Below are 24,237 nucleotides of genomic sequence, written 5' to 3' on the forward strand. Positions count from 1 at the left end.
CTCCTTAGCTGTGATACTGCGCAGAAAGTCGGTGCACTGCCTCCACAAATGCGCCAGCATGTTCTGGCGGCACATCCTGATGGATGCCATGTCCAAGGTTAAAGACGTGCCCTTCTCCCTGACCGAAACCAGCAAGTATAGTCGCTACTTCGTCTTCGATCCGTGCCGGCGGCGCATACAGCATCGAGGGGTCCATATTGCCCTGCAGCGCCACTTTATGGCCAACGCGACGGCGCGCATCGGCGATATCTGTCGTCCAGTCGAGACCCAGCGCGTCGCAGCCGGTTTCCGCCATCGCCTCCAGCCACTGACCGCCACCTTTAGTGAACAGCGTTACCGGCACGCGGCGACCGTCGTTTTCACGCAGCAGGCCATCGACGATTTTATGCATGTAGTAGAGGGAGAACTGCTGGTAATCGCGGCCAGTCAGCACGCCGCCCCAGGTGTCGAAAATCATCACCGACTGCGCGCCCGCTTTGATTTGCGCGTTGAGGTACAGCGTGACGCTTTTCGCCAACTTATCCAGCAGCAGATGCAACGCCTGCGGGTCGGCGTACATCATCTTTTTAATCACCGTGAAGGCTTTGCTACTGCCGCCTTCCACCATGTAAGTCGCCAGCGTCCACGGACTGCCGGAAAAGCCAATCAGCGGAACCTCGCCTTTTAGTTCGCGGCGAATCGTACGCACCGCATTCATCACATAACCCAGTTCATCTTCCGGATCGGGAATGGGCAGCTTATCGACATCGGCTTTGCAGGTGACAGGAGCCGTAAAGCGCGGGCCTTCCCCGGCTTCAAAATAGAGCCCCAGGCCCATCGCGTCCGGAATCGTCAGGATATCCGAGAAAAGGATCGCCGCATCAAGCGGATAACGGCGCAGCGGCTGTAAAGTGACCTCGCAGGCCAGTTCGGCATTTTTGCACAGCGACATAAAATCGCCCGCCTGAGCGCGAGTGGCTTTGTACTCCGGTAGATAACGGCCCGCCTGGCGCATCATCCACACTGGCGTAACATCAACGGGCTGGCGCAGCAGCGCACGTAGATAACGATCGTTTTTGAGTTCGGTCATTTTTACATTCCTTTAGCGTTGATGCGCCCAGTGTAACATGTCAATCATATTCAGCCCGACACATTGCCACCGTATCTTCGATCAAACGGCGCGCGACGGTGCCCGGTGGCGGTAGTAGCGGCAGATCGTCATAACGGTACCAATTTGCTTCCAACAGTTCTTTCGGGTCGATGACAATCTCGCCGCTGTCATACTCCGCCATAAAAGCGGTCATCAACGACTGCGGGAAAGGCCACGGCTGGGAAGTCACATAGCGCAGATTTTTCACCTTAATCCCGCTCTCCTCCATTACCTCTCGCGCGACCGCCTGTTCTAAGGTTTCGCCGACTTCAACAAACCCGGCCAGTACCGTATGCACGCCGTTGCGGTGGCGAACGTGCCGGGCAAGGAGGATCGAATCCTCACGGCGAATGGCAACAATAATGCAGGGGGCGATTTGCGGGTAGTAACGCTCGCGGCAATGGCTGCACAGCATCGCCCATTCGGTTTTACTCGGGTGCATAGGGTGCCCGCAATAGCCGCAAAATTTATGCGACCGATAAAACTCCGCCAACTGTACGCCACGTCCCGCCAGTTGGAACAACCCGGCATCCTGATCGATAATCTGGCGAACCGATCCCATATCATGGCGTCGATGCTGTAACACCAGCCAGACGGGCTCGCCTTGCCATTCACCTATCCGGAGTGCGCGCTGCCCCACAAGATCGAAATTTGCCGCCAGCCCGTGTGGTAATTCCCCATACGGCAACCATAATTTTTGTTCATGGCTGACGATCCACCAGCCACTCTCTAATTTTTCAATTATACGATCCATAGCTCTTGCACTACCTTTGCTTCACTGGCATGTTGTTAACATTATTTTTACATTCATGGCGAGCAGCCTTTATCTAACTTGCGGAGACAATCATGCTAAACCAGCTGGAAAACCTGACGGAGCGCGTTGGCGGAAGCAACAAACTGGTCGATCGCTGGCTGGATGTACGTAAGCACCTGCTCGTGGCTTACTACAATCTGGTTGGCATTAAGCCTGGCAAAGAATCGTACATGCGGCTGAATGAAAAAGCGCTGGATGATTTTTGTCAGAGCCTGGTCGATTACCTTTCCGCCGGGCACTTCAGTATTTATGAACGTATTCTCCATAAATTGGAAGGAAACGGTCAGCTTTTACATGCGGCAAAAATCTGGCCGCTGCTGGAAGATAATACGCAGCGCATTATGGATTATTACGACACCAGCCTGGAAACTGCCATCGATCACGATAATTGTCTCGAATTTCAACAAGCTCTGTCAGATATCGGCGAAGCGCTGGAAGCCCGCTTTGTGCTGGAAGACAAGCTGATTATGCTGGTGTTTGACGCGATGCACGACGGCGCCAGAGTCAAACGTCCCGCTTGAGTTCTGCGCGAGTAACGGGTAGTTTACTTCAGCCCCCTCTTCGGAGGGGCGGTTATCTTGTCGGAGTGCTAATTTTCCACAAAAGCGTTCGTGATGCGTCAAGGCGGCAAGTCGGTGAATCTCCAGGAGCTTACATAAGTAAGTGACTGGAGTGAGCGGACGAAGCCAACGAAGAGGCAGCGCGAAGGATGAAGTGGAAAAGGCTGAGACCGTTAATTCGGGATCCGCGGAACCTGATCAGGTTAATACCTGCGAAGGGAACAAGAGTAATTCTGCTTTATGCTGCTGCCTTTACGGGCGGCGCACATCCATTACTCCATCCGTCGTCTGACAAGCCACGTCCTTAATTTTTTGGAATGAGCTATGTCTACAACAACGTTAACCCGCCGCGAGCAGCGCGCTAAAGCCCAGCATTTTATCGATACGCTGGAAGGGACTGCCTTTCCCAACTCGAAACGCATCTACGTGACCGGTTCGCAGCATGATATTCGCGTACCGATGCGCGAAATTCAACTTAGCCCGACGCTTATCGGCGGCAGCAAAGACAACCCGCAGTTTGAAGAGAACGAAGCCGTGCCGGTGTACGACACCTCCGGCCCCTATGGCGATCCTGAGGTGGCGATTAACGTCCAGCAGGGTCTGGCGAAACTGCGCCAGTCGTGGATTGATGCACGCAACGATAGCGAAGAATTAGACGACCGTAGCTCGGCTTACACCAGAGAACGTCTGGCCGACGATGGCCTGGACGATCTGCGTTTTACCGGCCTGCTGACGCCGAAACGCGCCAAAGTGGGCAAGCGCGTCACCCAGTTACACTACGCCCGCCAGGGGATCGTCACTCCCGAAATGGAGTTCATCGCCATCCGTGAAAACATGGGCCGCGAGCGCATTCGCAGTGAAGTGCTGCGCCACCAGCATCCGGGCATGAACTTTGGCGCGCGCCTGCCGGAAAACATTACGCCGGAATTCGTGCGTGATGAAGTCGCCGCGGGCCGCGCGATTATTCCCGCCAACATCAACCACCCGGAATCGGAGCCGATGATCATCGGTCGTAACTTCCTGGTCAAAGTGAATGCCAATATCGGCAACTCGGCGGTCACCTCCTCCATCGAAGAAGAGGTGGAAAAACTGGTGTGGTCAACCCGCTGGGGCGCGGACACGGTGATGGACCTCTCCACCGGCCGCTATATCCACGAAACCCGCGAATGGATCCTGCGTAACAGCCCGGTACCGATCGGCACCGTCCCGATCTACCAGGCGCTGGAGAAGGTCAACGGGATCGCCGAAGATCTTACCTGGGAAGCGTTCCGCGACACGCTGCTGGAGCAGGCAGAACAGGGCGTCGACTACTTCACCATTCACGCGGGCGTACTGCTGCGCTACGTGCCGATGACCGCCAAACGCCTGACCGGTATTGTCTCACGCGGCGGTTCAATTATGGCGAAGTGGTGTCTCTCCCATCACAAAGAGAACTTCCTGTTCGAACATTTCCGCGAGATTTGTGAAATCTGCGCCGCCTACGACGTTTCCCTGTCGCTGGGCGACGGCCTGCGCCCCGGCTCCATTCAGGACGCCAACGACGAAGCGCAGTTCTCCGAGCTGCATACGCTGGGCGAGTTGACCAAAATCGCCTGGGAATACGACGTGCAGGTGATGATTGAAGGCCCGGGACACGTGCCGATGCATATGATTCAGCGCAACATGACCGAAGAGCTGGAGAGCTGCCACGAAGCGCCGTTCTACACTTTGGGGCCGTTGACCACTGACATCGCGCCGGGCTATGACCACTTCACCTCCGGGATCGGTGCGGCGATGATCGGCTGGTTTGGCTGCGCGATGCTGTGTTACGTGACGCCGAAAGAACATCTCGGCCTGCCGAACAAAGAAGATGTGAAGCAAGGGCTGATTACCTACAAGATTGCCGCCCACGCCGCTGACTTAGCGAAAGGCCATCCGGGCGCGCAGATCCGCGATAACGCCATGTCGAAAGCGCGCTTCGAATTCCGCTGGGAAGACCAGTTTAACCTCGCGCTCGACCCGTTCACCGCCCGCGCCTACCACGATGAAACCCTACCGCAGGAGTCCGGTAAGGTCGCTCACTTCTGTTCCATGTGCGGGCCGAAGTTCTGCTCGATGAAAATCAGCCAGGAAGTCCGCGACTATGCCGCCGCGCAAACCATCGAAGTCGGCATGGCGGATATGTCGGAAAACTTCCGCGCCAAAGGCGGCGAAATTTATCTCAAGCGGGAGGAAGTCTGATGTATCAGCCTGATTTCCCGACCGTGCCGTTCCGCCTCGGGCTTTACCCGGTGGTGGATAGCGTTGCATGGATTGAGCGTCTACTGGAGGCGGGCGTGCGCACCATCCAGCTGCGTATCAAAGATAAACGCGATGAAGAGGTGGAAGCGGATGTTATTGCCGCCATCTCGCTGGGACGTCGTTATGACGCCCGGCTGTTTATCAACGATTACTGGCGGCTGGCAATTAAGCACAACGCCTACGGCGTGCATCTGGGCCAGGAAGATCTCGAAACCACCGACCTGAAGGCGATTCAGGCGGCGGGGTTACGCCTGGGGGTATCCACTCACGATGATATGGAGATAGACATCGCGCTCGCCGCTAAACCTTCTTATATCGCGCTGGGTCATGTCTTCCCCACGCAAACCAAGCAGATGCCTTCCGCCCCGCAGGGGCTGGCGCAGCTGGCAAGTCATATTGAACGACTGGCGGATTACCCGACCGTCGCGATCGGCGGCATCAGCCTTGAACGCGCCCCAGCGGTAATGGCGACCGGCGTCGGGAGCGTGGCGGTGGTTAGCGCCATTACTCAGGCCGCCGACTGGCGTGAAGCCACCGCGCAACTGCTGGCAATCGCGGGAGTCGGCGATGAATGACCGTGACTTTATGCGCTACAGCCGGCAAATCCTGCTCGGCGATATCGCCATTGAAGGCCAGCAACAGCTGCTCGCGAGTCATGTCCTGATCGTGGGTTTAGGTGGGTTGGGTTCACCCGCCGCGCTGTATCTGGCGGGAGCAGGCATCGGCAAACTAACGCTGGTAGACGATGACGACATTCATCTGAGCAATTTGCAGCGCCAGATTCTATTTACCACCGATGATATCGCGCGTTCAAAATCTCAGGTTGCCCAGCAGCGCCTGACACAGCTCAACCCGGATATCGAACTGGTATCACTCCAGCAGCGACTAAAAGGCGAGGCACTGCGGCATGCGGTAGCACGCGCCGATGTGGTGCTCGACTGTACCGATAACATGGCGACGCGCCAGGAGATTAACGCCGCCTGCGTGGCGCTCAACACTCCGTTAATTTCCGCCAGCGCCGTCGGCTTTGGCGGCCAACTGATGGTCCTCACGCCACCGTGGGAACAAGGCTGTTACCGCTGCCTGTGGCCGGACGATGTCGAGCCTGAACGCAACTGCCGTACCGCCGGTATCGTCGGACCGGTTGTTGGCGTGATGGGCACCTTGCAGGCGCTGGAGGCGATTAAATTACTCAGCGGTATTGAGACGCCCAGCGGAGAGCTACGCCTGTTTGACGGTAAAACCAGCCAGTGGCGCAGCCTGGCGCTGCGTCGTGCCAGCGGCTGCCCGGTATGCGGAGGGCGACATGCAAATTCAATTCAATGACGAGCCGATGCAGTGCGCCGAAGGGCAAACCGTCAGCAGCCTGCTCGCTACGCTTAATCAGCTTAAACCGGGCGCGGCGCTGGCGCTCAATCAGCAGATCCTGCCGCGCGAGCAGTGGGAACAGCAAATCGTGCAGGAAGGCGACCAGATCCTGCTTTTTCAGGTTATTGCAGGGGGTTGAGATGTTACGTATTGCCGACAAAACGTTTGATTCACATCTGTTCACCGGTACCGGGAAGTTTGCCTCATCGCAACTGATGGTCGAGGCGATTAGCGCCTCCGGCAGCCAGTTGGTGACGCTGGCGATGAAGCGCGTGGACCTGCGCCAGCACAATGATGCGATTCTGGCACCGCTGATTGAAGCGGGCGTCACGCTGCTGCCCAATACCTCCGGGGCGAAAACCGCTGAAGAGGCGATTTTTGCCGCCCAACTGGCGCGTGAAGCGCTGGGCACAAACTGGTTGAAATTAGAAATCCATCCGGATGCCCGCTGGCTATTGCCGGACCCGATCGAAACGCTAAAAGCTGCCGAGGCGCTGGTGAAGCAGGGTTTTGTGGTGCTGCCCTACTGCGGCGCGGATCCGGTGTTGTGCAAGCGGCTGGAAGAGGTCGGCTGCGCGGCGGTGATGCCGCTTGGCGCGCCCATCGGTTCGAATCAGGGGCTGGAAACCAAAGCGATGCTGGAGATTATTATTCAGCAGTCCACCGTGCCGGTGGTGGTCGACGCCGGGATCGGCGTCCCCAGCCACGCGACACAGGCGCTGGAAATGGGCGCTGATGCGGTGCTGGTTAACACCGCTATTGCCGTGGCGGACGATCCGGTGATGATGGCAACCGCTTTCCGCCTGGCTGTAGAAGCGGGAGTACTGGCGCGTCAGGCGGTGCCGGGTAATCGTAGCACCTACGCCAGCGCCACCAGCCCGCTCACCGGATTTCTGGAGGCCCTGGCATGAAAACCTTCACCGACCGCTGGCGGCAACTGGAGTGGGACGATATTCGCCTGCGCATCAACGGTAAAACCGCCGCCGACGTGGAGCGGGCGCTGAATGCTTCACGCCTCGACCGCGAGGATATGATGGCGTTGCTCTCCCCCGCCGCCGCCGATTACCTTGAACCGCTGGCGCAGCGGGCACAAAGGCTGACCCGACAACGCTTTGGCAACACCGTCAGTTTCTACGTACCGCTTTATCTCTCAAACCTCTGTGCCAACGACTGCACCTACTGCGGCTTCTCGATGAGCAACCGCATCAAGCGTAAGACGCTGGATGAGGTGGATATTCAAAGGGAGTGCGATGCTATCCGTAAACTGGGCTTTGAGCATCTGCTGTTAGTCACCGGCGAACATCAGGCCAAAGTCGGCATGGACTATTTTCGCCGTCATCTCCCGGCCATTCGTCGCCAGTTTTCCTCGCTGCATATGGAAGTGCAGCCGCTGGCGACCGAGGAGTATGCCGAGCTGAAAACGCTGGGGCTGGATGGCGTAATGGTGTATCAGGAGACCTATCACGAACCGGTATACGCTCAGCACCATCTACGGGGCAAAAAGCAAGACTTCTTCTGGCGGCTGGAGACGCCAGACAGACTGGGACGCGCGGGAATCGACAAAATTGGTTTAGGCGCGCTAATCGGGCTTTCCGACAGCTGGCGGGTGGATTGCTATATGGTGGCGGAGCATCTGTTGTGGATGCAAAAACAGTACTGGCAGAGCCGTTACTCCATCTCGTTTCCTCGCCTGCGGCCCTGCGCCGGAGGCGTTGAACCCGCATCGATCATGGACGAGCGACAGTTGGTACAAACCATTTGTGCATTTCGTTTACTGGCGCCAGAAATTGAGCTTTCGCTTTCCACCCGCGAATCGCCGTGGTTTCGCGATAACGTGATCCCGCTGGCAATCAACAACGTCAGCGCCTTCTCAAAAACCCAGCCCGGCGGCTACGCTGACGATCATCCGGAACTTGAGCAGTTTTCTCCCCACGATGCCCGTCGGCCTGAAACCGTAGCAAGCGCGTTAAGCGCGCAAGGGTTACAGCCCGTGTGGAAAGACTGGGACAGTTGGCTGGGGCGCGCTTCGCAAACGCGGTGAACCCGTATGTAAACGCATTAATATTTCACGAACGAGTACGTAATGCGAAAAACGGGAGATTGTTATCGACCTCCCGTTTTTTTATGTCCGTTCTGAACAGCACTGCGATTTTAAAGTTGGCGGTAGTAGAGAAAACTGAGCATCAAATATTTTTTCGCCGAAACTTGATAGTTTATGCCAATATTTTATGTATTCAATAGCATGATTATTGCCATTTCCACTACTGCACATGCCTCGCCCATGAACTTTGCGTAAACTGACTGGTATTCATTATAATGTTATCATGCTTAAACTCAATAAAATCGCAAAAAGAATTATAATCTTCATTTAAAGAATAATTAAAATGTTTTCTAATTCCATTACATACACCATCAGAATAGGGATCAGCATCAAATTTAGTATGCATTATTTCCAATCCAGCAAGTAAAGCCGGGTGGTTATTGCGATCAACAGCTATTATCCCGTTCTCCATAGAAGCACGGCCATCTATCCTTTCTACATGAACAGCGATTCCATCCGGAATATATATCCCCCCCAGTTTTTCCGTGATAATCATATCAGCATCGAGATATATACACCCACTATTTGTTGATAAATCATAACACCCAACCTTATCCGCCTCCAGGAATAACTGACCAGCCTTTAACATAGCCATATTCCTGTAAAAATCAAACCATACATGGCCTTTATCCAGTAAGTAAGATTTAATTAATGAATCATTATCCTCTTGAATATCACTCAATTCTTTTTTCAATAGCTGCAGTAAATGACAATCCCTTTTTTCTTCTGGCATGGATTCTTGCTTAGAAATATTTTCCATATAAATTTCTGATAATTTTTTATCGTACATGCTAAAGTCAATATCATTTCTATATATGACTTTTATGTTTTCATAGTCATACTCAAGTTTTGAAAAAGCATCCTTTTGTCCCGGAAAAAAATCACCATCTACAAAAATACCTATAAGACGTTCTTTTTCAATTGTTGCTGCTTTAATGATATTGTTAAGGTAGGGGTTTTTCTCTGTGTTAATTATAGGTATATCATTTTTCCCAAAGCGAGCAGGATTCCGCTCAAACCACTGGAAAAGAAGAGGGGTTTTCTCATCTAAAAAGCACAAGGGATAATCTTTTCCATTAAAACTTGTAAACTGAATGTCCCTGTTGGTAACAGTTTTAACCAATTCATTTTTTGAAAGCGCGGGAACATATCTATTTAATGGTGGGATCATAACAATTAAATGCTCCATACTTACTTCATTACATATTTTACATGATGATTATTAGCACATGTTTTTTAGCGTTGCAATCGCTGTCAGCTAAAAGCTGCTAAACTAAGCATTAACCGGAGGATACATAAATACCCTACCAGTGAGCAATTAAATAAATAATGTATTAACTTTACTTTTATTCCAGAAATGGCATCATATTTATAATTCCTGTAATAAGAGCAAACAAAGACCTTAATGGAATTAAATCCTTCATTTAATGATTTAAAATGTCCCGCGTAAACAATCAATAAAACAGGTTTATCATTTAATGTATGAACAGCAGGCATTTTATAATGGCGAGCCAATAGACTTTAATAACTTAGATTTATGGGATAAATTTAAAGTCACATTTGGACTCAATGTTACAGAAAAAAAACAAACCCAATGGTAAAAAAATTCAATTTTGAGTATTGTGGATTCTCTACTTTTATTACGCCGGTTGATGGCGTTGGCGGGATTTTAGCAAAGTGGCTCTCAAACAAACATAATGTAATTGTCCCAACGCCTTATACATTCGGTCAGGCCCCCATTACTGGCGTCAATCTTTATTGTAATACAAAAGCAAAATTTGTTATGGCTAACGGCGGTAATAGTATTCCCTGCGCGATGGCAAAATATAATGCAAAAACTGGACAATTTATTCATATAACCAGTGATAATGATTTTTCACCAATAATACGAGAAACAAGAGTCATGAAAAAATAATTCATTTATTCATTAAATTTATAATTACAGATAAAATCAAGAGCCAGCATGGCATTGAAAAATAAAATACGGCTTTTTTATCCGCGCTGATTTTGACTCGAAGAAGAATAACGGTGGCGACAATAATAATAAGACAATAAATAAATATAAGTAATGATTTATGGTGAAGTATATATAACGATAGAAACAATAAAAAAGCGGACAGAACGTTTGAAATGGTTATCTTTTTTGTAAATACCAAAAGACTAAACATTAAATAGATTAATGAAATAATCGCTGGCATTTTCTTTCCTTGTAGGCAAGCGACCCGGAATTCGGTATCCAGCATGAAGCTGGTGGAGGGATAAATACCCCTCCACCATTTAACGATTACTCGTTATCAGAACCGCCCAGACCTGCGTTCAGCAGTTCTGCCAGGCTGGCAGATGCATCTTCCGCAGTGACCTGCGGTGTTGCTGGCTGCTCGCCCGCGGCACGACGGCGCATACGATCCTGGTGGTACGCATAACCGGTACCGGCCGGGATCAGACGACCCACGATAACGTTCTCTTTCAGGCCGCGCAGTTCGTCGCGTTTGCCCGCAACGGCTGCTTCGGTCAGGACACGCGTGGTCTCCTGGAACGATGCGGCAGAGATGAACGATTCGGTTGCCAGAGACGCTTTGGTGATACCCAGCAGATCGCGGGAGAAGGTAGCCCCCACTTTGCCATTCGCTTCCAGCTCGCGGTTAGCGATCTTGACGCGAGAGTATTCAACCTGTTCGCCTTCCAGGAAGTCGGAACTACCGGCGCTTTCGATGGTCGCTTTACGCAGCATCTGACGAACGATAACTTCGATGTGTTTATCGTTAATCTTAACGCCCTGCAGACGGTATACATCCTGAACTTCGTTAACAATGTAACGCGTCACAGCATGAACGCCACGCAGACGCAGAATGTCGTGCGGCGCTTCCGGACCATCGGAAATCACATCACCACGTTCTACACGTTCCCCTTCGAACACGTTGAGCTGACGCCATTTCGGAATCATCTCTTCGTACGGGTCACTACCATCAACCGGCGTAATCACCAGACGACGTTTGCCTTTGGTTTCTTTACCGAAGGAAACGATACCTGCGATTTCCGCCAGAATGGCCGGCTCTTTCGGACGACGCGCTTCGAACAGATCCGCAACGCGCGGCAGACCACCGGTGATATCCTTGGTACCGCCGGATTCCTGCGGAATACGCGCCAGGGTGTCACCAGAACTGATCTGTACGCCATCTTCCAGCTGCACAATCGCTTTACCCGGCAGGAAGTACTGCGCAGGCATATCGGTACCTGGGATCAGAACGTCATTACCCTGAGCATCAACGATTTTCAGCGCCGGACGCAGATCTTTACCACCGGTAGTACGTTCAGCCGAATCCAGAACCACCAGCGAAGACAGACCGGTCAGTTCGTCGGTCTGACGCGTAATGGTCTGACCGTCGATCATGTCAGTGAAGCGGATGAAACCACTCACTTCGGTGATAACCGGCATGGTGTGCGGGTCCCAGTTTGCCACGGTTTCGCCGCCGGCAACCTGCTCGCCATCACCTTTCGCCATGACAGCGCCATAAGGCACTTTATAGCTCTCTTTGGTACGACCGAATTCGTCGATCAGCTTCAGTTCGGTGTTACGAGAAGTGATAACCAGTTTACCGCTGGAGTTCACAACCGACTTCACGTTGCTGAGCTTGATGCTACCTTTGTTCTTAACCTGGATGCTGGATTCAGCAGCCGCACGCGATGCCGCACCACCGATGTGGAACGTACGCATCGTCAGCTGTGTACCCGGTTCACCGATGGACTGTGCCGCGATAACGCCGATAGCTTCACCTTTGTTGATGATGTGGCCACGCGCCAGGTCACGACCATAGCAGTGCGCACATACACCAAAGTCGGTGTCGCAGGATACAACGGAACGCACTTTAACGGCGTCAACGGAGTTTGCTTCCAGCAGGTCACACCACTGTTCGTGCAGCAGCGTGTTGCGTGGAACCAGAATGTCCGCGGTACCCGGTTTCAGCACATCTTCCGCCGTCACACGACCCAGAACGCGGTCACGCAGCGGCTCTTTCACGTCGCCACCCTCGATAACCGGGGTCATCAGGATACCTTCGTGCGTACCACAGTCATCTTCGGTCACCACCAGATCCTGCGCGACGTCAACCAGACGACGAGTCAGGTAACCGGAGTTCGCGGTTTTCAGTGCGGTATCCGCCAGACCTTTACGCGCACCGTGCGTGGAGATGAAGTACTGGAGTACGTTCAGACCTTCACGGAAGTTCGCGGTGATTGGCGTTTCGATGATGGAGCCATCCGGCTTCGCCATCAGACCACGCATACCAGCCAGCTGACGAATCTGTGCCGCAGAACCACGCGCACCGGAGTCGGCCATCATGTAGATGCTGTTGAAGGAGACCTGCTGCTCTTCCTGGCCGTCACGGTTAATCACGGTTTCGGTTTGCAGGTTATCCATCATCGCTTTGGATACACGATCGTTCGCCGCAGCCCAGATATCGATAACTTTGTTATAGCGTTCGCCAGCGGTTACCAGACCGGACTGGAACTGCTCCTGGATCTCAGCAACTTCAGCTTCCGCCTCAGAGATGATCTCGTGTTTTTTCTCCGGGATGACCATGTCATCAATACCAACGGACGCACCTGAACGCGCTGCATAAGCAAAGCCGGTGTACATCGTCTGGTCCGCAAAAATAACGGTCGGTTTCAGGCCCAGAATACGGTAGCAAGTGTTCAGCATTTTGGAGATCGCTTTCTTGCCCAGCGCCTGGTTGACGATGGAGAAAGGCAGACCTTTCGGTACGATCATCCACAGAATGGCGCGACCAACGGTCGTGTCTTTCAGGCTGGTGTGCGCAACGAATTCGCCGTTTTCATCTTTTTCATATTCAGTGATACGCACTTTAACGCGCGCATGCAGAGAGGCCAGACCTGCGCGATAGATACGCTCAGCTTCTTTCGGGCCAGTCAGCACCATGCCTTCGCCTTTGGCGTTAACACAGTCACGGGTCATATAGTACAGACCCAATACCACGTCCTGAGACGGAACGATGATAGGTTCGCCGTTCGCCGGAGACAGGATGTTATTGGTAGACATCATCAGCGCACGCGCTTCAAGCTGGGCTTCCAGCGTCAGCGGTACGTGAACAGCCATCTGGTCACCATCGAAGTCGGCGTTATAGGCCGCACAAACCAGCGGGTGCAGCTGGATAGCTTTACCTTCGATCAGTACCGGTTCAAATGCCTGGATACCCAGACGGTGCAGTGTTGGTGCACGGTTCAGCAGTACCGGGTGTTCGCGGATAACTTCGTCCAGGATATCCCAAACGACAGCTTCTTCGCGCTCAACCATTTTCTTCGCGGCTTTGATGGTGGTGGCAAGGCCACGCAGTTCCAGTTTGCCGTAGATGAACGGTTTGAACAGCTCCAGCGCCATTTTCTTCGGCAGACCGCACTGGTGCAGACGCAGGTATGGACCTACGGTGATTACAGAACGACCGGAGTAGTCAACACGCTTACCGAGCAGGTTCTGACGGAAACGACCTTGTTTACCTTTGATCATGTCGGCCAAAGATTTCAGCGGACGCTTGTTAGAACCGGTGATCGCACGACCGCGACGACCGTTATCCAGCAGGGCGTCAACCGCTTCCTGCAGCATACGTTTTTCGTTACGTACGATGATGTCCGGTGCAGCCAGATCCAGCAGACGCTTCAGACGGTTGTTACGGTTAATGACGCGACGATACAGATCGTTCAGGTCAGAAGTCGCGAAACGACCACCATCCAGCGGAACCAGCGGACGCAGATCTGGCGGCAGAACCGGCAGAACGGTCAGGATCATCCACTCTGGCTTGTTGCCAGACTGTACGAAGGCTTCCAGCAGTTTGATACGCTTGGTCAGCTTCTTACGCTTGGTTTCGGAGTTGGTTTCGTTCAGCTCTTCGCGCAGAGTTTCACACTCTTGCTCCAGATCCATGCTCTTCAGCAGGGCCTGGATAGCTTCCGCACCCATCTTCGCGTCGAATTCGTCACCGAACTCTTCCAGCGCGTCCAGATACTGCTCTTCAGTCAGGATCTGTTGACGTTCCAGGTTGGTCATACCGCCTTCGATAACCACATAAGATTCGAAGTACAGTACGCGTTCGATATCGCGCAGCGGCATATCGAGCAGCAGACCGATACGGGACGGCAGCGATTTCAGGAACCAGATGTGAGCAGTCGGGGACGCCAGCTCGATGTGGCCCATACGCTCACGGCGTACTTTGGTCTGGGTCACTTCAACGCCGCACTTCTCACAAATAACACCACGATGTTTCAGGCGCTTGTACTTACCGCACAGGCACTCGTAGTCTTTTACCGGCCCAAAGATACGGGCGCAGAAAAGGCCGTCACGCTCAGGTTTGAACGTACGGTAGTTAATGGTTTCCGGCTTTTTAACTTCACCGAAAGACCATGAACGGATCATGTCTGGCGAAGCCAGAGCAATTTTGATCGCATCAAACTCTTCGGTTTTAGTCTGCGCTTTCAGAAACTTTAATAAATCTTTCACGGATTTGCTCCCGTCGGAGTTAGCACAATCTGGTGTCGGGTTTTACCCCGACACCAGTGACCTGTTTGAGCGAGAATTACTCGTCTTCCAGTTCGATGTTGATGCCCAGCGAGCGGATCTCTTTCAACAGAACGTTGAAGGATTCCGGCATACCCGGTTCCATCTGATGGTTGCCGTCCACGATGTTCTTATACATCTTGGTACGACCATTCACGTCATCAGACTTAACGGTGAGCATTTCCTGCAGGGTGTAGGCGGCGCCGTAAGCTTCCAGCGCCCACACTTCCATCTCCCCGAAGCGCTGACCACCGAACTGCGCCTTACCACCCAGCGGCTGCTGAGTAACCAGGCTGTAAGAACCGGTAGAACGCGCATGCATCTTGTCATCAACCAGGTGGTTCAGTTTCAGCATGTACATGTAACCGACGGTTACCGGACGTTCGAACTGTTCACCCGTACGGCCATCGAACAGGGTGATCTGACCGGAGGTCGGCAGGTCGCCCAGTTTCAGCAGCTCTTTGATTTCCGCTTCTTTCGCACCGTCGAACACTGGTGTGGCAATCGGCATACCTTTACGCAGGTTTTCTGCCAGACGCAGCACTTCATCATCGCTGAAGGTGCTCAGGTCGACTTTCTGACGAACGTCGGCGCCCAGATCGTAGGCACGCTGGATGAATTCGCGCAGTTTGGCGACTTCCTGCTGCTGTTTCAGCATGGCGTTAATCTTGTCGCCAATACCTTTTGCAGCCATACCCAGGTGGGTTTCCAGAATCTGACCGATGTTCATACGAGACGGTACGCCCAGCGGGTTCAGTACGATGTCTACCGGCGTGCCGTTTTCATCGTAAGGCATGTCTTCGATCGGGTTGATCTTAGAGATAACACCCTTGTTACCGTGGCGACCTGCCATCTTATCACCCGGCTGGATACGGCGTTTAACGGCCAGATAGACCTTCACGATCTTCAGCACGCCCGGCGCCAGATCGTCGCCCTGGGTGATTTTACGGCGCTTCGCTTCAAGTTTTTTCTCGAACTCGTGTTTCAGCTCGTCATACTGCTCAGCCAGTTGTTCCAGCTGATTTTGTTTCTCTTCGTCGGTCAGACCGAGTTCCAGCCAGCGGTCGCGCGGCAGTTTGTCGAGCTTCTCAGCTTCAACGCCGCCGGACACCAGTACCGCACGGATACGGCTAAACAGGCCCGCTTCAAGGATCTGCAATTCTTCAGACAGGTCTTTTTTCGCCTGCTTGAGCTGCATCTCTTCGATTTCCAGAGCACGTTTGTCTTTTTCTACGCCATCGCGAGTAAAGACCTGAACGTCGATAACCGTACCGGAGACACCGTTAGGTACGCGCAGAGAAGAGTCTTTAACGTCAGACGCTTTCTCACCGAAGATCGCACGCAGCAGTTTCTCTTCCGGCGTCAGCTGGGTTTCACCTTTCGGCGTCACCTTACCGACCAGAATGTCGCCGCCGGTCACTTCCGCGCCGATGTAAACGATACCGGATTCATCCAGTTTGGAGAGCGCAGCTTCACCCACGTTCGGGATGTCAGCGGTGATCTCTTCCGGCCCCAGCTTGGTGTCACGGGACACGCACGCCAGTTCCTGAATGTGGATGGTGGTGAAACGGTCTTCCTGGACAACACGCTCGGAAACGAGGATGGAGTCTTCGAAGTTGTAGCCGTTCCACGGCATGAACGCCACGCGCATGTTCTGACCGAGCGCCAGTTCACCGAGGTCGGTGGACGGACCGTCTGCCAGCACGTCGCCGCGTTCAACCGGCTCGCCCAGAGACACACATGGCATCTGGTTGATACAGGTGTTCTGGTTAGAGCGGGTGTATTTGGTCAGGTTATAGATGTCGATACCCGCTTCGCCCGGGTACATCTCGTCTTCGTTAACTTTGATAACGATACGGGACGCATCCACGTACTGAACAGTACCGCCACGTTTAGCTACTGCAGTAACACCGGAGTCGACGGCGACAGCACGTTCCATACCGGTACCCACCAGCGGCTTGTCAGCGCGCAGAGTCGGAACCGCCTGACGTTGCATGTTCGCACCCATCAATGCACGGTTGGCGTCATCGTGTTCCAGGAACGGGATCAGGGACGCACCGACGGAGACCACCTGCTGGGTGGAAACGTCCATGTAGTCAACCTGGTCGCGGCTGAACAAGCTGGATTCGCCTTTGCTACGGCAGGTCACCAGATCTTCTACAAAGTGGCCTTCGTCATCCAGGTTGGAGTTCGCCTGAGCGATAACGTAGTTGCCTTCTTCGATAGCAGACAGGTAATGAATTTCGTCAGTGACCACGCCATCAACCACACGACGGTACGGCGTCTCAAGGAAACCATATTCGTTAGTCTGTGCGTACACGGACAGGGAGTTGATCAGACCGATGTTCGGACCTTCCGGCGTTTCGATAGGACATACGCGACCGTAGTGCGTCGGGTGTACGTCTCGAACTTCGAAGCCTGCGCGTTCGCGGGTCAGACCACCTGGGCCGAGTGCGGAGATACGACGTTTGTGCGTAATCTCAGACAGCGGGTTGTTCTGGTCCATAAACTGAGACAGCTGGCTGGAACCAAAGAACTCTTTCACTGCGGCGGAAATCGGCTTGGCGTTGATCATATCCTGAGGCATCAGGGTATCCAGATCGCCCAGAGACAGACGCTCTTTCACCGCACGCTCTACACGCACCAGGCCAACGCGGAACTGGTTTTCCGCCATTTCGCCGACGGAACGGATACGACGGTTGCCGAGGTGGTCGATATCATCCACTTCGCCTTTACCGTTACGGATATCGATGAGCTTCTTCATGACATCAATGATGTCGTCTTTGCTCAGGATACCGGAACCTTCGATTTCGTCGCGCAGCAGAGAACGGTTGAACTTCATACGACCCACCGCAGACAGGTCATAGCGGTCTTCGGAGAAGAACAGGTTCTCGAACAGGCTTTCAGCCGCTTCGCGTGTCGGCGGCTCACCAGGGCGCATCATGCGGTAGATTTCTACCAGCGCGCTCAGACGATCGTTGGTTGGGTCGACGCGTACCGTTTCAGAAATGTACGGGCCGTGGTCCAGATCGTTGGTAAACAGCGTTTCGATACGTTTGTGGCCGGACTGGCTCAGCTTAGCCAGCAGATCCAGGCTCAGCTCCATGTTCGCCGCGCAGATCAGCTCGCCAGTGGATTCGTCAACGTAGTCTTTAGAGACGACTTTACCTGCGATGTACTCAACCGGAACTTCGATATGCTTGATATCGTCTTTTTCCAGCTGACGGATGTGACGCGCGGTAATGCGACGGCCTTTTTCAACGTACACTTTGCCGTTAGCTTCGATATCGAACGACGCGGTTTCGCCGCGCAGACGTTCTGGAATCAGCTCCATCTGCAGCTTGTTGTCGCGAATTTCGAAGACGACTTTCTCAAAGAACAGGTCAAGGATCTGCTCAGTGGTGTAGTTCAGCGCACGCAGGATGATGGTCGCAGGCAGTTTACGGCGACGGTCAATACGCACGAACAGGTTGTCCTTCGGATCGAATTCGAAGTCCAGCCAGGAACCACGGTAAGGAATGATGCGCGCGTTATACAGCACTTTACCCGAAGAGTGGGTTTTACCTTTGTCGGAGTCAAAGAAGACGCCCGGACTACGGTGCAGCTGAGAAACGATAACACGCTCAGTACCGTTGATAACAAAGGTACCGTTGTCGGTCATGAGCGGGATTTCGCCCATGTAGACTTCTTGTTCTTTAATGTCTTTAACGGTGCCTTCCGGCGCTTCGCGCTCGTAGATCACCAGACGCAGTTTTACGCGCAGCGGTGCGGAATAGGTCACGCCACGGATCTGACATTCCTGAACGTCAAACACCGGTTCGCCAAGGCGGTAGCTGACGTACTGCAGCTCGGAATTACCGCTGTAGCTCTGAATCGGGAACACGGAACGGAAGGCTGCTTCCAGGCCGTACTGCCCTTCAGGATCTTGCTCGATAAACTTCTGAAACGAGTCAAGCTGGATAGAAAGGAGATAAGGTACATCCAGAACTTGTGGACGTTTACCAAAATCCTTACGAATACGTTTTTTCTCGGTATAGGAGTAAACCATAGGGTTCCTCAGCTCGCTGACAAGTCGACCCATCTGTCCTGCGGGGGACAGTTTGTGCAACACTATTTTGTTGACCGGAAAATGGATACTTTCCGCAATGCCTGTTGCTATCACGCTTAAACCATTTCATTGCGATTTACACAGAACGTACGCTCTGTCGCAGTATATTAAGTCGTCGATAGAAACAAGCATTGAAAGGCACAGCAGTAGTCAAACAGTGTGAAACGCTACTGGCGCCTTACAGCGCAAAAAGGCTGGTGACTAAAAAGTCACCAGCCATCAGCCTGATTTCTCAGGCTGCAACCGGAAGGGTTGGCTTATTTAACTTCAACTTCAGCGCCAGCTTCTTCCAGAGATTTTTTCAGTGCTTCAGCGTCATCTTTGCTCACGCCTTCTTTCAGAGCGGCCGGAGCAGATTCTACCAGGTCTTTAGCTTCTTTCAGACCCAGGCCAGTTGCGCCACGTACTGCTTTGATAACAGCAACTTTGTTAGCGCCAGCAGCTTTCAGAATTACGTCGAATTCAGTTTTTTCTTCAGCAGCTTCAGCCGGGCCAGCAGCTACAGCTACAGCAGCAGCAGCGGAAACACCGAATTTTTCTTCCATTGCAGAAATCAGTTCTACAACGTCCATTACGGACATAGCGGATACTGCTTCAATGATTTGATCTTTAGTGATAGACATTTAAATTGTTCCTGAATATCAGAATAAGTTTATACGTAAGCAAATGCTTGATAAAGACAACTGCGATTACGCAGCTTCTTTTGCATCGCGTACAGCAGCCAGTGTGCGAACCAGTTTGCCAGCCGAAGCTTCTTTCATGGTTGCCATCAGGCGTGCAATTGCTTCTTCGTAGGTCGGCAGAGTTGCCAGGCGGTCGATCTGAGACGCCGGGATCAGCTCACCTTCAAAGGCTGCAGCTTTGACCTCAAATTTTGCATTCGCTTTCGCGAACTCTTTGAACAGACGAGCAGCAGCGCCCGGGTGTTCCATAGAGTATGCAATCAGGGTCGGACCAACAAACGTGTCTTTCAGGCACTCGAACTGAGTACCTTCAACGACGCGACGCAGCAGGGTGTTACGAACAACACGCATGTATACGCCAGCTTCACGACCTGCTTTACGCAGTTCAGTCATTTTATCTACAGTTACGCCACGGGAATCCGCAACTACTGCAGACAGCGCGCCTTTGGCTACTTCGCTGACTTCAGCAACAATCGCTTGTTTGTCTTGAAGATTTAAAGCCATTAGCTTTGCTCCTGGATGTTTGCCGGAACTCATGTTCCGGAACTCACTTCACTCATCTCAACGAGAAGAGCGTCTTAATACGGTGAGCAGAAACAAGCCAGAGTATCAAAAATAATCTTAGCGTTCTGTCACCGTCTACGCAGGGGATTAAGCCTCTTGCGAGACGCCTGCGGTCTTCGACGGAGGCCTGGATAGGCCAGGCTCCAACGAACAAATTCTTTCTATGACTTCGTCCTTTGAACCGCAGCTGTGTTAGCTGCGCTCGTTCACACCAGTCACATAGTTAACTATGCTCCTGGCGATTCACTCACTTGCTGCCTTGCTGCAATTCAAATGACTCGCATAGTGCTCTGTTATATTTCAACAGAATCGTGGGGGTAAGATTGTAGACAAAATCACCGCCCACGTAAAGACTAATCTTAGTTCGCAGATGCGCTCAGACCAGCCTGATCAACGGCAACGCCAGCACCCATGGTGGTGGAGATGCTAACTTTCTTGATGTACACGCCTTTCGCCTGGCTCGGTTTTGCTTTTTTCAGCGCAACCAGCAGAGCTTCCAGGTTTTCTTTCAGTTTGTCAGCGTCAAAGTCCACTTTACCGATGGTGGTGTGGATGATGCCGTTTTTGTCGTTACGGTAACGAACCTGACCTGCTTTTGCGTTCTTAACCGCTTCAGCAACGTTCGGCGTTACGGTACCGACTTTCGGGTTTGGCATCAGGCCGCGCGGACCCAGAACCTGGCCCAGCTGGCCAACAACGCGCATTGCATCCGGGGATGCGATAACAACGTCGAAGTTCATTTCGCCTTTCTTGATCTGGTCAGCCAGATCTTCCATACCTACCAGCTCAGCGCCAGCAGCTTTAGCTGCTTCAGCGTTCGGGCCCTGGGTAAATACGGCAACGCGAACAGAACGGCCAGTACCGTGCGGCAGTACAGTCGCGCCACGAACGTTCTGGTCAGATTTACGAGCGTCGATGCCAAGGTTAACGGCAACGTCAACGCTTTCGTTGAATTTAGCAGTGGCCAGCTCTTTCAGCAGGGCAATAGCTTCGTTGATGTCGTACTGTTTGGTCGCATCAACTTTTTCACGGATCACGCGCATACGCTTGGTCAGTTTAGCCATTTCTTAGTCCTCCACTACCAGGCCCATGGAACGTGCAGTACCTTCGATGGAGCGAGTCATCGCTTCAATGTCGGCACCGGTCATGTCGGCAGCTTTGGTCTGCGCGATTTCCTGCAGCTGAGCGCGGGAAATTTTACCTACTTTGTCTTTGTTCGGCTTGCCGGAACCAGACTTGATACCAGCCGCTTTTTTCAGCAGAACAGCTGCCGGAGGCGTTTTGGTAACGAAGGTGAAAGAACGGTCAGCGTAAACGGTAATAACAACCGGAATCGGCAGACCTTTTTCGATGGAATCCGTTTTTGCGTTGAACGCTTTGCAGAATTCCATGATGTTCACACCCTGCTGACCCAGTGCTGGACCAACCGGCGGACTCGGGTTCGCCATACCAGCTGCAACCTGCAGCTTGACGTAGGCTTGTACTTTCTTAGCCATTCTAAATTCCTCGAATTGGGTAGTATCGCTTCAAAGAAGCTCCCCGTGATAAATATCGCTTTATGGGCATAAGGCCCATAAAAACAAAAGGCGCGAAATTGTATGTCAATTTCGCGCCCTATGCAACGATTAGATCGCTGCTTTTTTGATCGCAGCCTTACGCTTTCTCAACCTGGCTGAAGTCCAGCTCTACCGGGGTCGCACGACCGAAGATAGAAACAGACACTTTCAGGCGAGACTTCTCATAATCGACTTCTTCGACAACGCCGTTAAAGTCTGCGAACGGACCGTCGTTAACACGAACCATTTCACCCGGTTCAAACAGAGTTTTCGGCCGCGGCTTATCGCCAACCTGCTGCAGGCGGTTCATGATCGCATCGACTTCTTTGTCGCTGATCGGCGCCGGACGGTCAGAGGTACCGCCGATAAAGCCCATCACACGCGGCACGCTACGCACCAGGTGCCAGCTTGCGTCGTTCATGACCATCTGGACCAGAACGTAACCCGGGAAGAATTTGCGTTCGCTTTTGCGACGCTGGCCGCCACGGATCTCAACGACTTCTTCAGTCGGCACCATGACTTCGCCAAACAGCTCTTCCATATTGTGTAATTTGATATGCTCGCGCAGCGATGTGGCTACGCGGCCTTCAAAACCGGAAAACGCCTGAACGACGTACCAGCGCTTTTTAGGTGCTTCAGACATCTCAGAACCTCAGGCCAGTGATAAAGGATACCAGGCGAACCAGAATACCATCCAGTCCCCACAGGATCAGTGACATAACTGCGGTAACCGCAGCGACGATCAGCGTGGTGTGCAGCGTTTCCTGGCGAGTCGGCCAAATGACCTTACGGACTTCGGTTCTCGCTTCACGGGCAAAAGCAACGGTTGCTTTACCTTTTGTCGTCAACAGCGCGACACCACCCGCTGCAGCAATCAGAATTACTACGGCCAGCGCACGCAGCGGCAGCATCATGTCGCGATAGAGGTAGTTGCCGACGATTGCGACGATCAGCAATATGGCAACAACTATCCACTTCATCGCTTCCAGGCCGCGCCCGCTCCCTTGAGCTTCGGTATTCGCACTCATAAACCAACCTGTCAGAAGTATTCTACAAACATTTTCACCCCGCAATCGCGAGGCAATCCAAATCGAAACGCTTATTCGCCTTTCGGATTATACGCCCTCTACAGAGCCTGTCTCAGCAATGATTATGACAAATAAAATCACTGATGAGCCAGGTTCTGGTGTGAAAGCGTGCAAAAAGGGCATCAAATGATGCCCTTTTATTGCGCATTGCGTCAAATGTTATCAGCGATTAGCCGAGAACTTTAGCAACAACGCCCGCGCCAACGGTACGGCCGCCTTCACGGATTGCGAAACGCAGACCGTCGTCCATCGCGATCGGGTGGATCAGGGTAACAACCATTTTGATGTTGTCGCCCGGCATTACCATCTCTACGCCTTCCGGCAGTTCGATGGTACCAGTCACGTCAGTAGTACGGAAGTAGAACTGCGGACGGTAGCCTTTGAAGAACGGAGTATGACGGCCGCCTTCATCTTTGGACAGAATGTACACTTCAGATTCGAACTTGGTGTGCGGCTTGATGGTGCCCGGCTTAGCCAGTACCTGACCACGTTCGATTTCTTCACGTTTGATACCACGCAGCAGAACACCTACGTTCTCACCGGCACGGCCTTCGTCCAGCAGTTTGCGGAACATTTCAACGCCAGTACAGGTAGACTTCTGAGTCTCTTTGATACCAACGATTTCAACTTCTTCGCCCACTTTGATGATACCGCGTTCTACACGACCGGTAACAACGGTACCACGACCGGAGATGGAGAATACGTCTTCGATCGGCAGCAGGAACGGCTTGTCAATCGCACGCTCTGGTTCCGGAATGTAAGAATCCAGGAAGCCAGCCAGTTCGATGATTTTCGCTTCCCACTCTGCGTCGCCTTCCAGCGCTTTCAGAGCAGAACCACGAACGATCGGCGTGTCGTCGCCCGGGAAGTCGTACTGAGACAGAAGTTCACGAACTTCCATTTCAACCAGTTCCAGCAGCTCTTCGTCATCAACCATGTCGCATTTGTTCAGGAACACGATGATGTACGGAACGCCTACCTGACGACCCAGCAGGATGTGCTCACGGGTCTGCGGCATCGGGCCGTCAGTCGCAGCAACAACCAGGATCGCGCCGTCCATCTGCGCAGCACCGGTGATCATGTTTTTAACATAGTCGGCGTGCCCCGGGCAGTCTACGTGTGCGTAGTGGCGGGTCGGGGTATCGTATTCAACGTGAGAAGTGTTGATGGTGATACCACGCGCTTTTTCTTCCGGCGCGTTATCGATCTGGTCGAATGCGCGGGCGGCACCGCCGTAGGTTTTAGCCAGTACGGTAGTAATGGCAGCGGTCAGCGTTGTTTTACCATGGTCAACGTGGCCGATAGTACCGACGTTAACGTGCGGTTTTGTACGTTCAAACTTTTCTTTAGACATCGATTGTCCCTCTAAGACACGGATAAATCGGTGATATCACCACATCAACCAGGCAACACGCCCGACT

General features: G+C 52.8%; 21 protein-coding genes and 1 riboswitch. Of the genes, 8 read left to right on the forward strand and 13 right to left on the reverse strand.

What is annotated here, in order from left to right; translation table 11 throughout:
- Positions 1 to 4: 4 nt before the first annotated feature.
- Together hemE and nudC are read right to left on the reverse strand one after the other, a co-directional pair.
- The gene (gene hemE, locus K8W53_RS21950; protein WP_000137620.1) at positions 5 to 1,069 is read right to left on the reverse strand and encodes a uroporphyrinogen decarboxylase; all 1,065 of its coding nucleotides are present in this window, start codon (positions 1,067 to 1,069) and stop codon (positions 5 to 7) included.
- 40 nt (positions 1,070 to 1,109) lie between these two features.
- Complete coding sequence (gene nudC / locus K8W53_RS21955; RefSeq protein WP_023224363.1) at positions 1,110 to 1,883, reverse strand: NAD(+) diphosphatase; 774 nt, start codon at positions 1,881 to 1,883, stop codon at positions 1,110 to 1,112.
- Positions 1,884 to 1,975: 92 nt separating this feature from the next.
- On the opposite strand from nudC, the gene rsd reads away from it, so the two are divergent.
- The 7 genes from rsd (at position 1,976) to thiH (ending at position 8,192) form a co-directional block, all read left to right on the forward strand.
- Complete coding sequence (gene rsd / locus K8W53_RS21960; RefSeq protein ID WP_000934315.1) at positions 1,976 to 2,464, forward strand: sigma D regulator; 489 nt, start codon at positions 1,976 to 1,978, stop codon at positions 2,462 to 2,464.
- Positions 2,465 to 2,516: 52 nt separating this feature from the next.
- Positions 2,517 to 2,741, forward strand: a riboswitch (TPP riboswitch).
- A gap of 86 nt (positions 2,742 to 2,827) precedes the next feature.
- A complete protein-coding gene (gene thiC / locus K8W53_RS21965; RefSeq protein WP_023224364.1) occupies positions 2,828 to 4,723 on the forward strand; it encodes a phosphomethylpyrimidine synthase ThiC in 1,896 nt (631 codons plus the stop codon).
- The gene (thiE, locus tag K8W53_RS21970) at positions 4,723 to 5,358 is read left to right on the forward strand and encodes a thiamine phosphate synthase (protein WP_058654873.1); all 636 of its coding nucleotides are present in this window, start codon (positions 4,723 to 4,725) and stop codon (positions 5,356 to 5,358) included. The genes thiC and thiE overlap by 1 nt, the downstream gene beginning before the upstream one ends.
- Positions 5,351 to 6,109 (forward strand): HesA/MoeB/ThiF family protein, encoded by a 759-nt coding sequence (locus K8W53_RS21975; RefSeq protein WP_000999779.1) that lies wholly within the window; start codon positions 5,351 to 5,353, stop codon positions 6,107 to 6,109. Before thiE ends, K8W53_RS21975 begins: the two co-directional genes overlap by 8 nt.
- Positions 6,090 to 6,290, forward strand: coding sequence for a sulfur carrier protein ThiS (gene thiS / locus K8W53_RS21980; protein WP_001583973.1), 201 nt, complete (start codon positions 6,090 to 6,092; stop codon positions 6,288 to 6,290). The genes K8W53_RS21975 and thiS overlap by 20 nt, the downstream gene beginning before the upstream one ends.
- A gap of 1 nt (position 6,291) precedes the next feature.
- The gene (gene thiG, locus K8W53_RS21985) at positions 6,292 to 7,062 is read left to right on the forward strand and encodes a thiazole synthase (protein ID WP_023224366.1); all 771 of its coding nucleotides are present in this window, start codon (positions 6,292 to 6,294) and stop codon (positions 7,060 to 7,062) included.
- Positions 7,059 to 8,192 (forward strand): 2-iminoacetate synthase ThiH, encoded by a 1,134-nt coding sequence (gene thiH / locus K8W53_RS21990; protein WP_052939540.1) that lies wholly within the window; start codon positions 7,059 to 7,061, stop codon positions 8,190 to 8,192. The genes thiG and thiH overlap by 4 nt, the downstream gene beginning before the upstream one ends.
- A gap of 220 nt (positions 8,193 to 8,412) precedes the next feature.
- On the opposite strand, the gene K8W53_RS21995 is transcribed toward thiH, so the two are convergent.
- Positions 8,413 to 9,441, reverse strand: coding sequence for a type III secretion system effector arginine glycosyltransferase SseK1 (locus K8W53_RS21995; RefSeq protein ID WP_023223915.1), 1,029 nt, complete (start codon positions 9,439 to 9,441; stop codon positions 8,413 to 8,415).
- A 405-nt stretch (positions 9,442 to 9,846) separates the two neighbouring features.
- Between K8W53_RS21995 and K8W53_RS22000 the strand changes: the two genes are divergently transcribed.
- On the forward strand, positions 9,847 to 10,167 hold the full coding sequence (locus K8W53_RS22000; RefSeq protein ID WP_052939539.1) for a hypothetical protein: 321 nt from the start codon (positions 9,847 to 9,849) through the stop codon (positions 10,165 to 10,167).
- A gap of 1 nt (position 10,168) precedes the next feature.
- Here K8W53_RS22000 and K8W53_RS22005 read toward each other — a convergent pair whose 3' ends face one another.
- The 10 genes from K8W53_RS22005 to tuf all read right to left on the reverse strand — a co-directional run bounded on the left by K8W53_RS22005 (position 10,169) and on the right by tuf (position 24,170).
- Positions 10,169 to 10,495 (reverse strand): hypothetical protein, encoded by a 327-nt coding sequence (locus K8W53_RS22005; RefSeq protein ID WP_077910706.1) that lies wholly within the window; start codon positions 10,493 to 10,495, stop codon positions 10,169 to 10,171.
- Positions 10,496 to 10,536: 41 nt separating this feature from the next.
- Entirely contained in the window at positions 10,537 to 14,760 is a 4,224-nt protein-coding gene (rpoC, locus tag K8W53_RS22010) for a DNA-directed RNA polymerase subunit beta' (RefSeq protein ID WP_000653965.1), read from the reverse strand.
- Between the two features lie 76 nt (positions 14,761 to 14,836).
- Entirely contained in the window at positions 14,837 to 18,865 is a 4,029-nt protein-coding gene (rpoB, locus tag K8W53_RS22015; protein ID WP_000263105.1) for a DNA-directed RNA polymerase subunit beta, read from the reverse strand.
- Between the two features lie 317 nt (positions 18,866 to 19,182).
- A complete protein-coding gene (rplL, locus tag K8W53_RS22020; protein ID WP_000028882.1) occupies positions 19,183 to 19,548 on the reverse strand; it encodes a 50S ribosomal protein L7/L12 in 366 nt (121 codons plus the stop codon).
- A 66-nt stretch (positions 19,549 to 19,614) separates the two neighbouring features.
- Positions 19,615 to 20,112: a 50S ribosomal protein L10 gene (gene rplJ / locus K8W53_RS22025; RefSeq protein ID WP_001207203.1), complete on the reverse strand. Its 498-nt coding sequence runs from the start codon at positions 20,110 to 20,112 to the stop codon at positions 19,615 to 19,617.
- A gap of 419 nt (positions 20,113 to 20,531) precedes the next feature.
- Complete coding sequence (gene rplA / locus K8W53_RS22030) at positions 20,532 to 21,236, reverse strand: 50S ribosomal protein L1 (protein WP_001096676.1); 705 nt, start codon at positions 21,234 to 21,236, stop codon at positions 20,532 to 20,534.
- Between the two features lie 3 nt (positions 21,237 to 21,239).
- Positions 21,240 to 21,668, reverse strand: a complete 429-nt coding sequence (gene rplK, locus K8W53_RS22035; RefSeq protein ID WP_001085926.1) for a 50S ribosomal protein L11 — start codon at positions 21,666 to 21,668, stop codon at positions 21,240 to 21,242.
- A gap of 157 nt (positions 21,669 to 21,825) precedes the next feature.
- Positions 21,826 to 22,371: a transcription termination/antitermination protein NusG gene (nusG, locus tag K8W53_RS22040; protein ID WP_001287521.1), complete on the reverse strand. Its 546-nt coding sequence runs from the start codon at positions 22,369 to 22,371 to the stop codon at positions 21,826 to 21,828.
- A 1-nt stretch (position 22,372) separates the two neighbouring features.
- A complete protein-coding gene (secE, locus tag K8W53_RS22045) occupies positions 22,373 to 22,756 on the reverse strand; it encodes a preprotein translocase subunit SecE (protein WP_001275691.1) in 384 nt (127 codons plus the stop codon).
- Between the two features lie 229 nt (positions 22,757 to 22,985).
- Positions 22,986 to 24,170 (reverse strand): elongation factor Tu, encoded by a 1,185-nt coding sequence (gene tuf / locus K8W53_RS22050; RefSeq protein WP_000031748.1) that lies wholly within the window; start codon positions 24,168 to 24,170, stop codon positions 22,986 to 22,988.
- Positions 24,171 to 24,237 lie beyond the last annotated feature (67 nt).

Source organism: Salmonella sp. A29-2, assembly GCF_020150755.1.
GTDB classification, from domain to species: domain Bacteria; phylum Pseudomonadota; class Gammaproteobacteria; order Enterobacterales; family Enterobacteriaceae; genus Salmonella; species Salmonella enterica.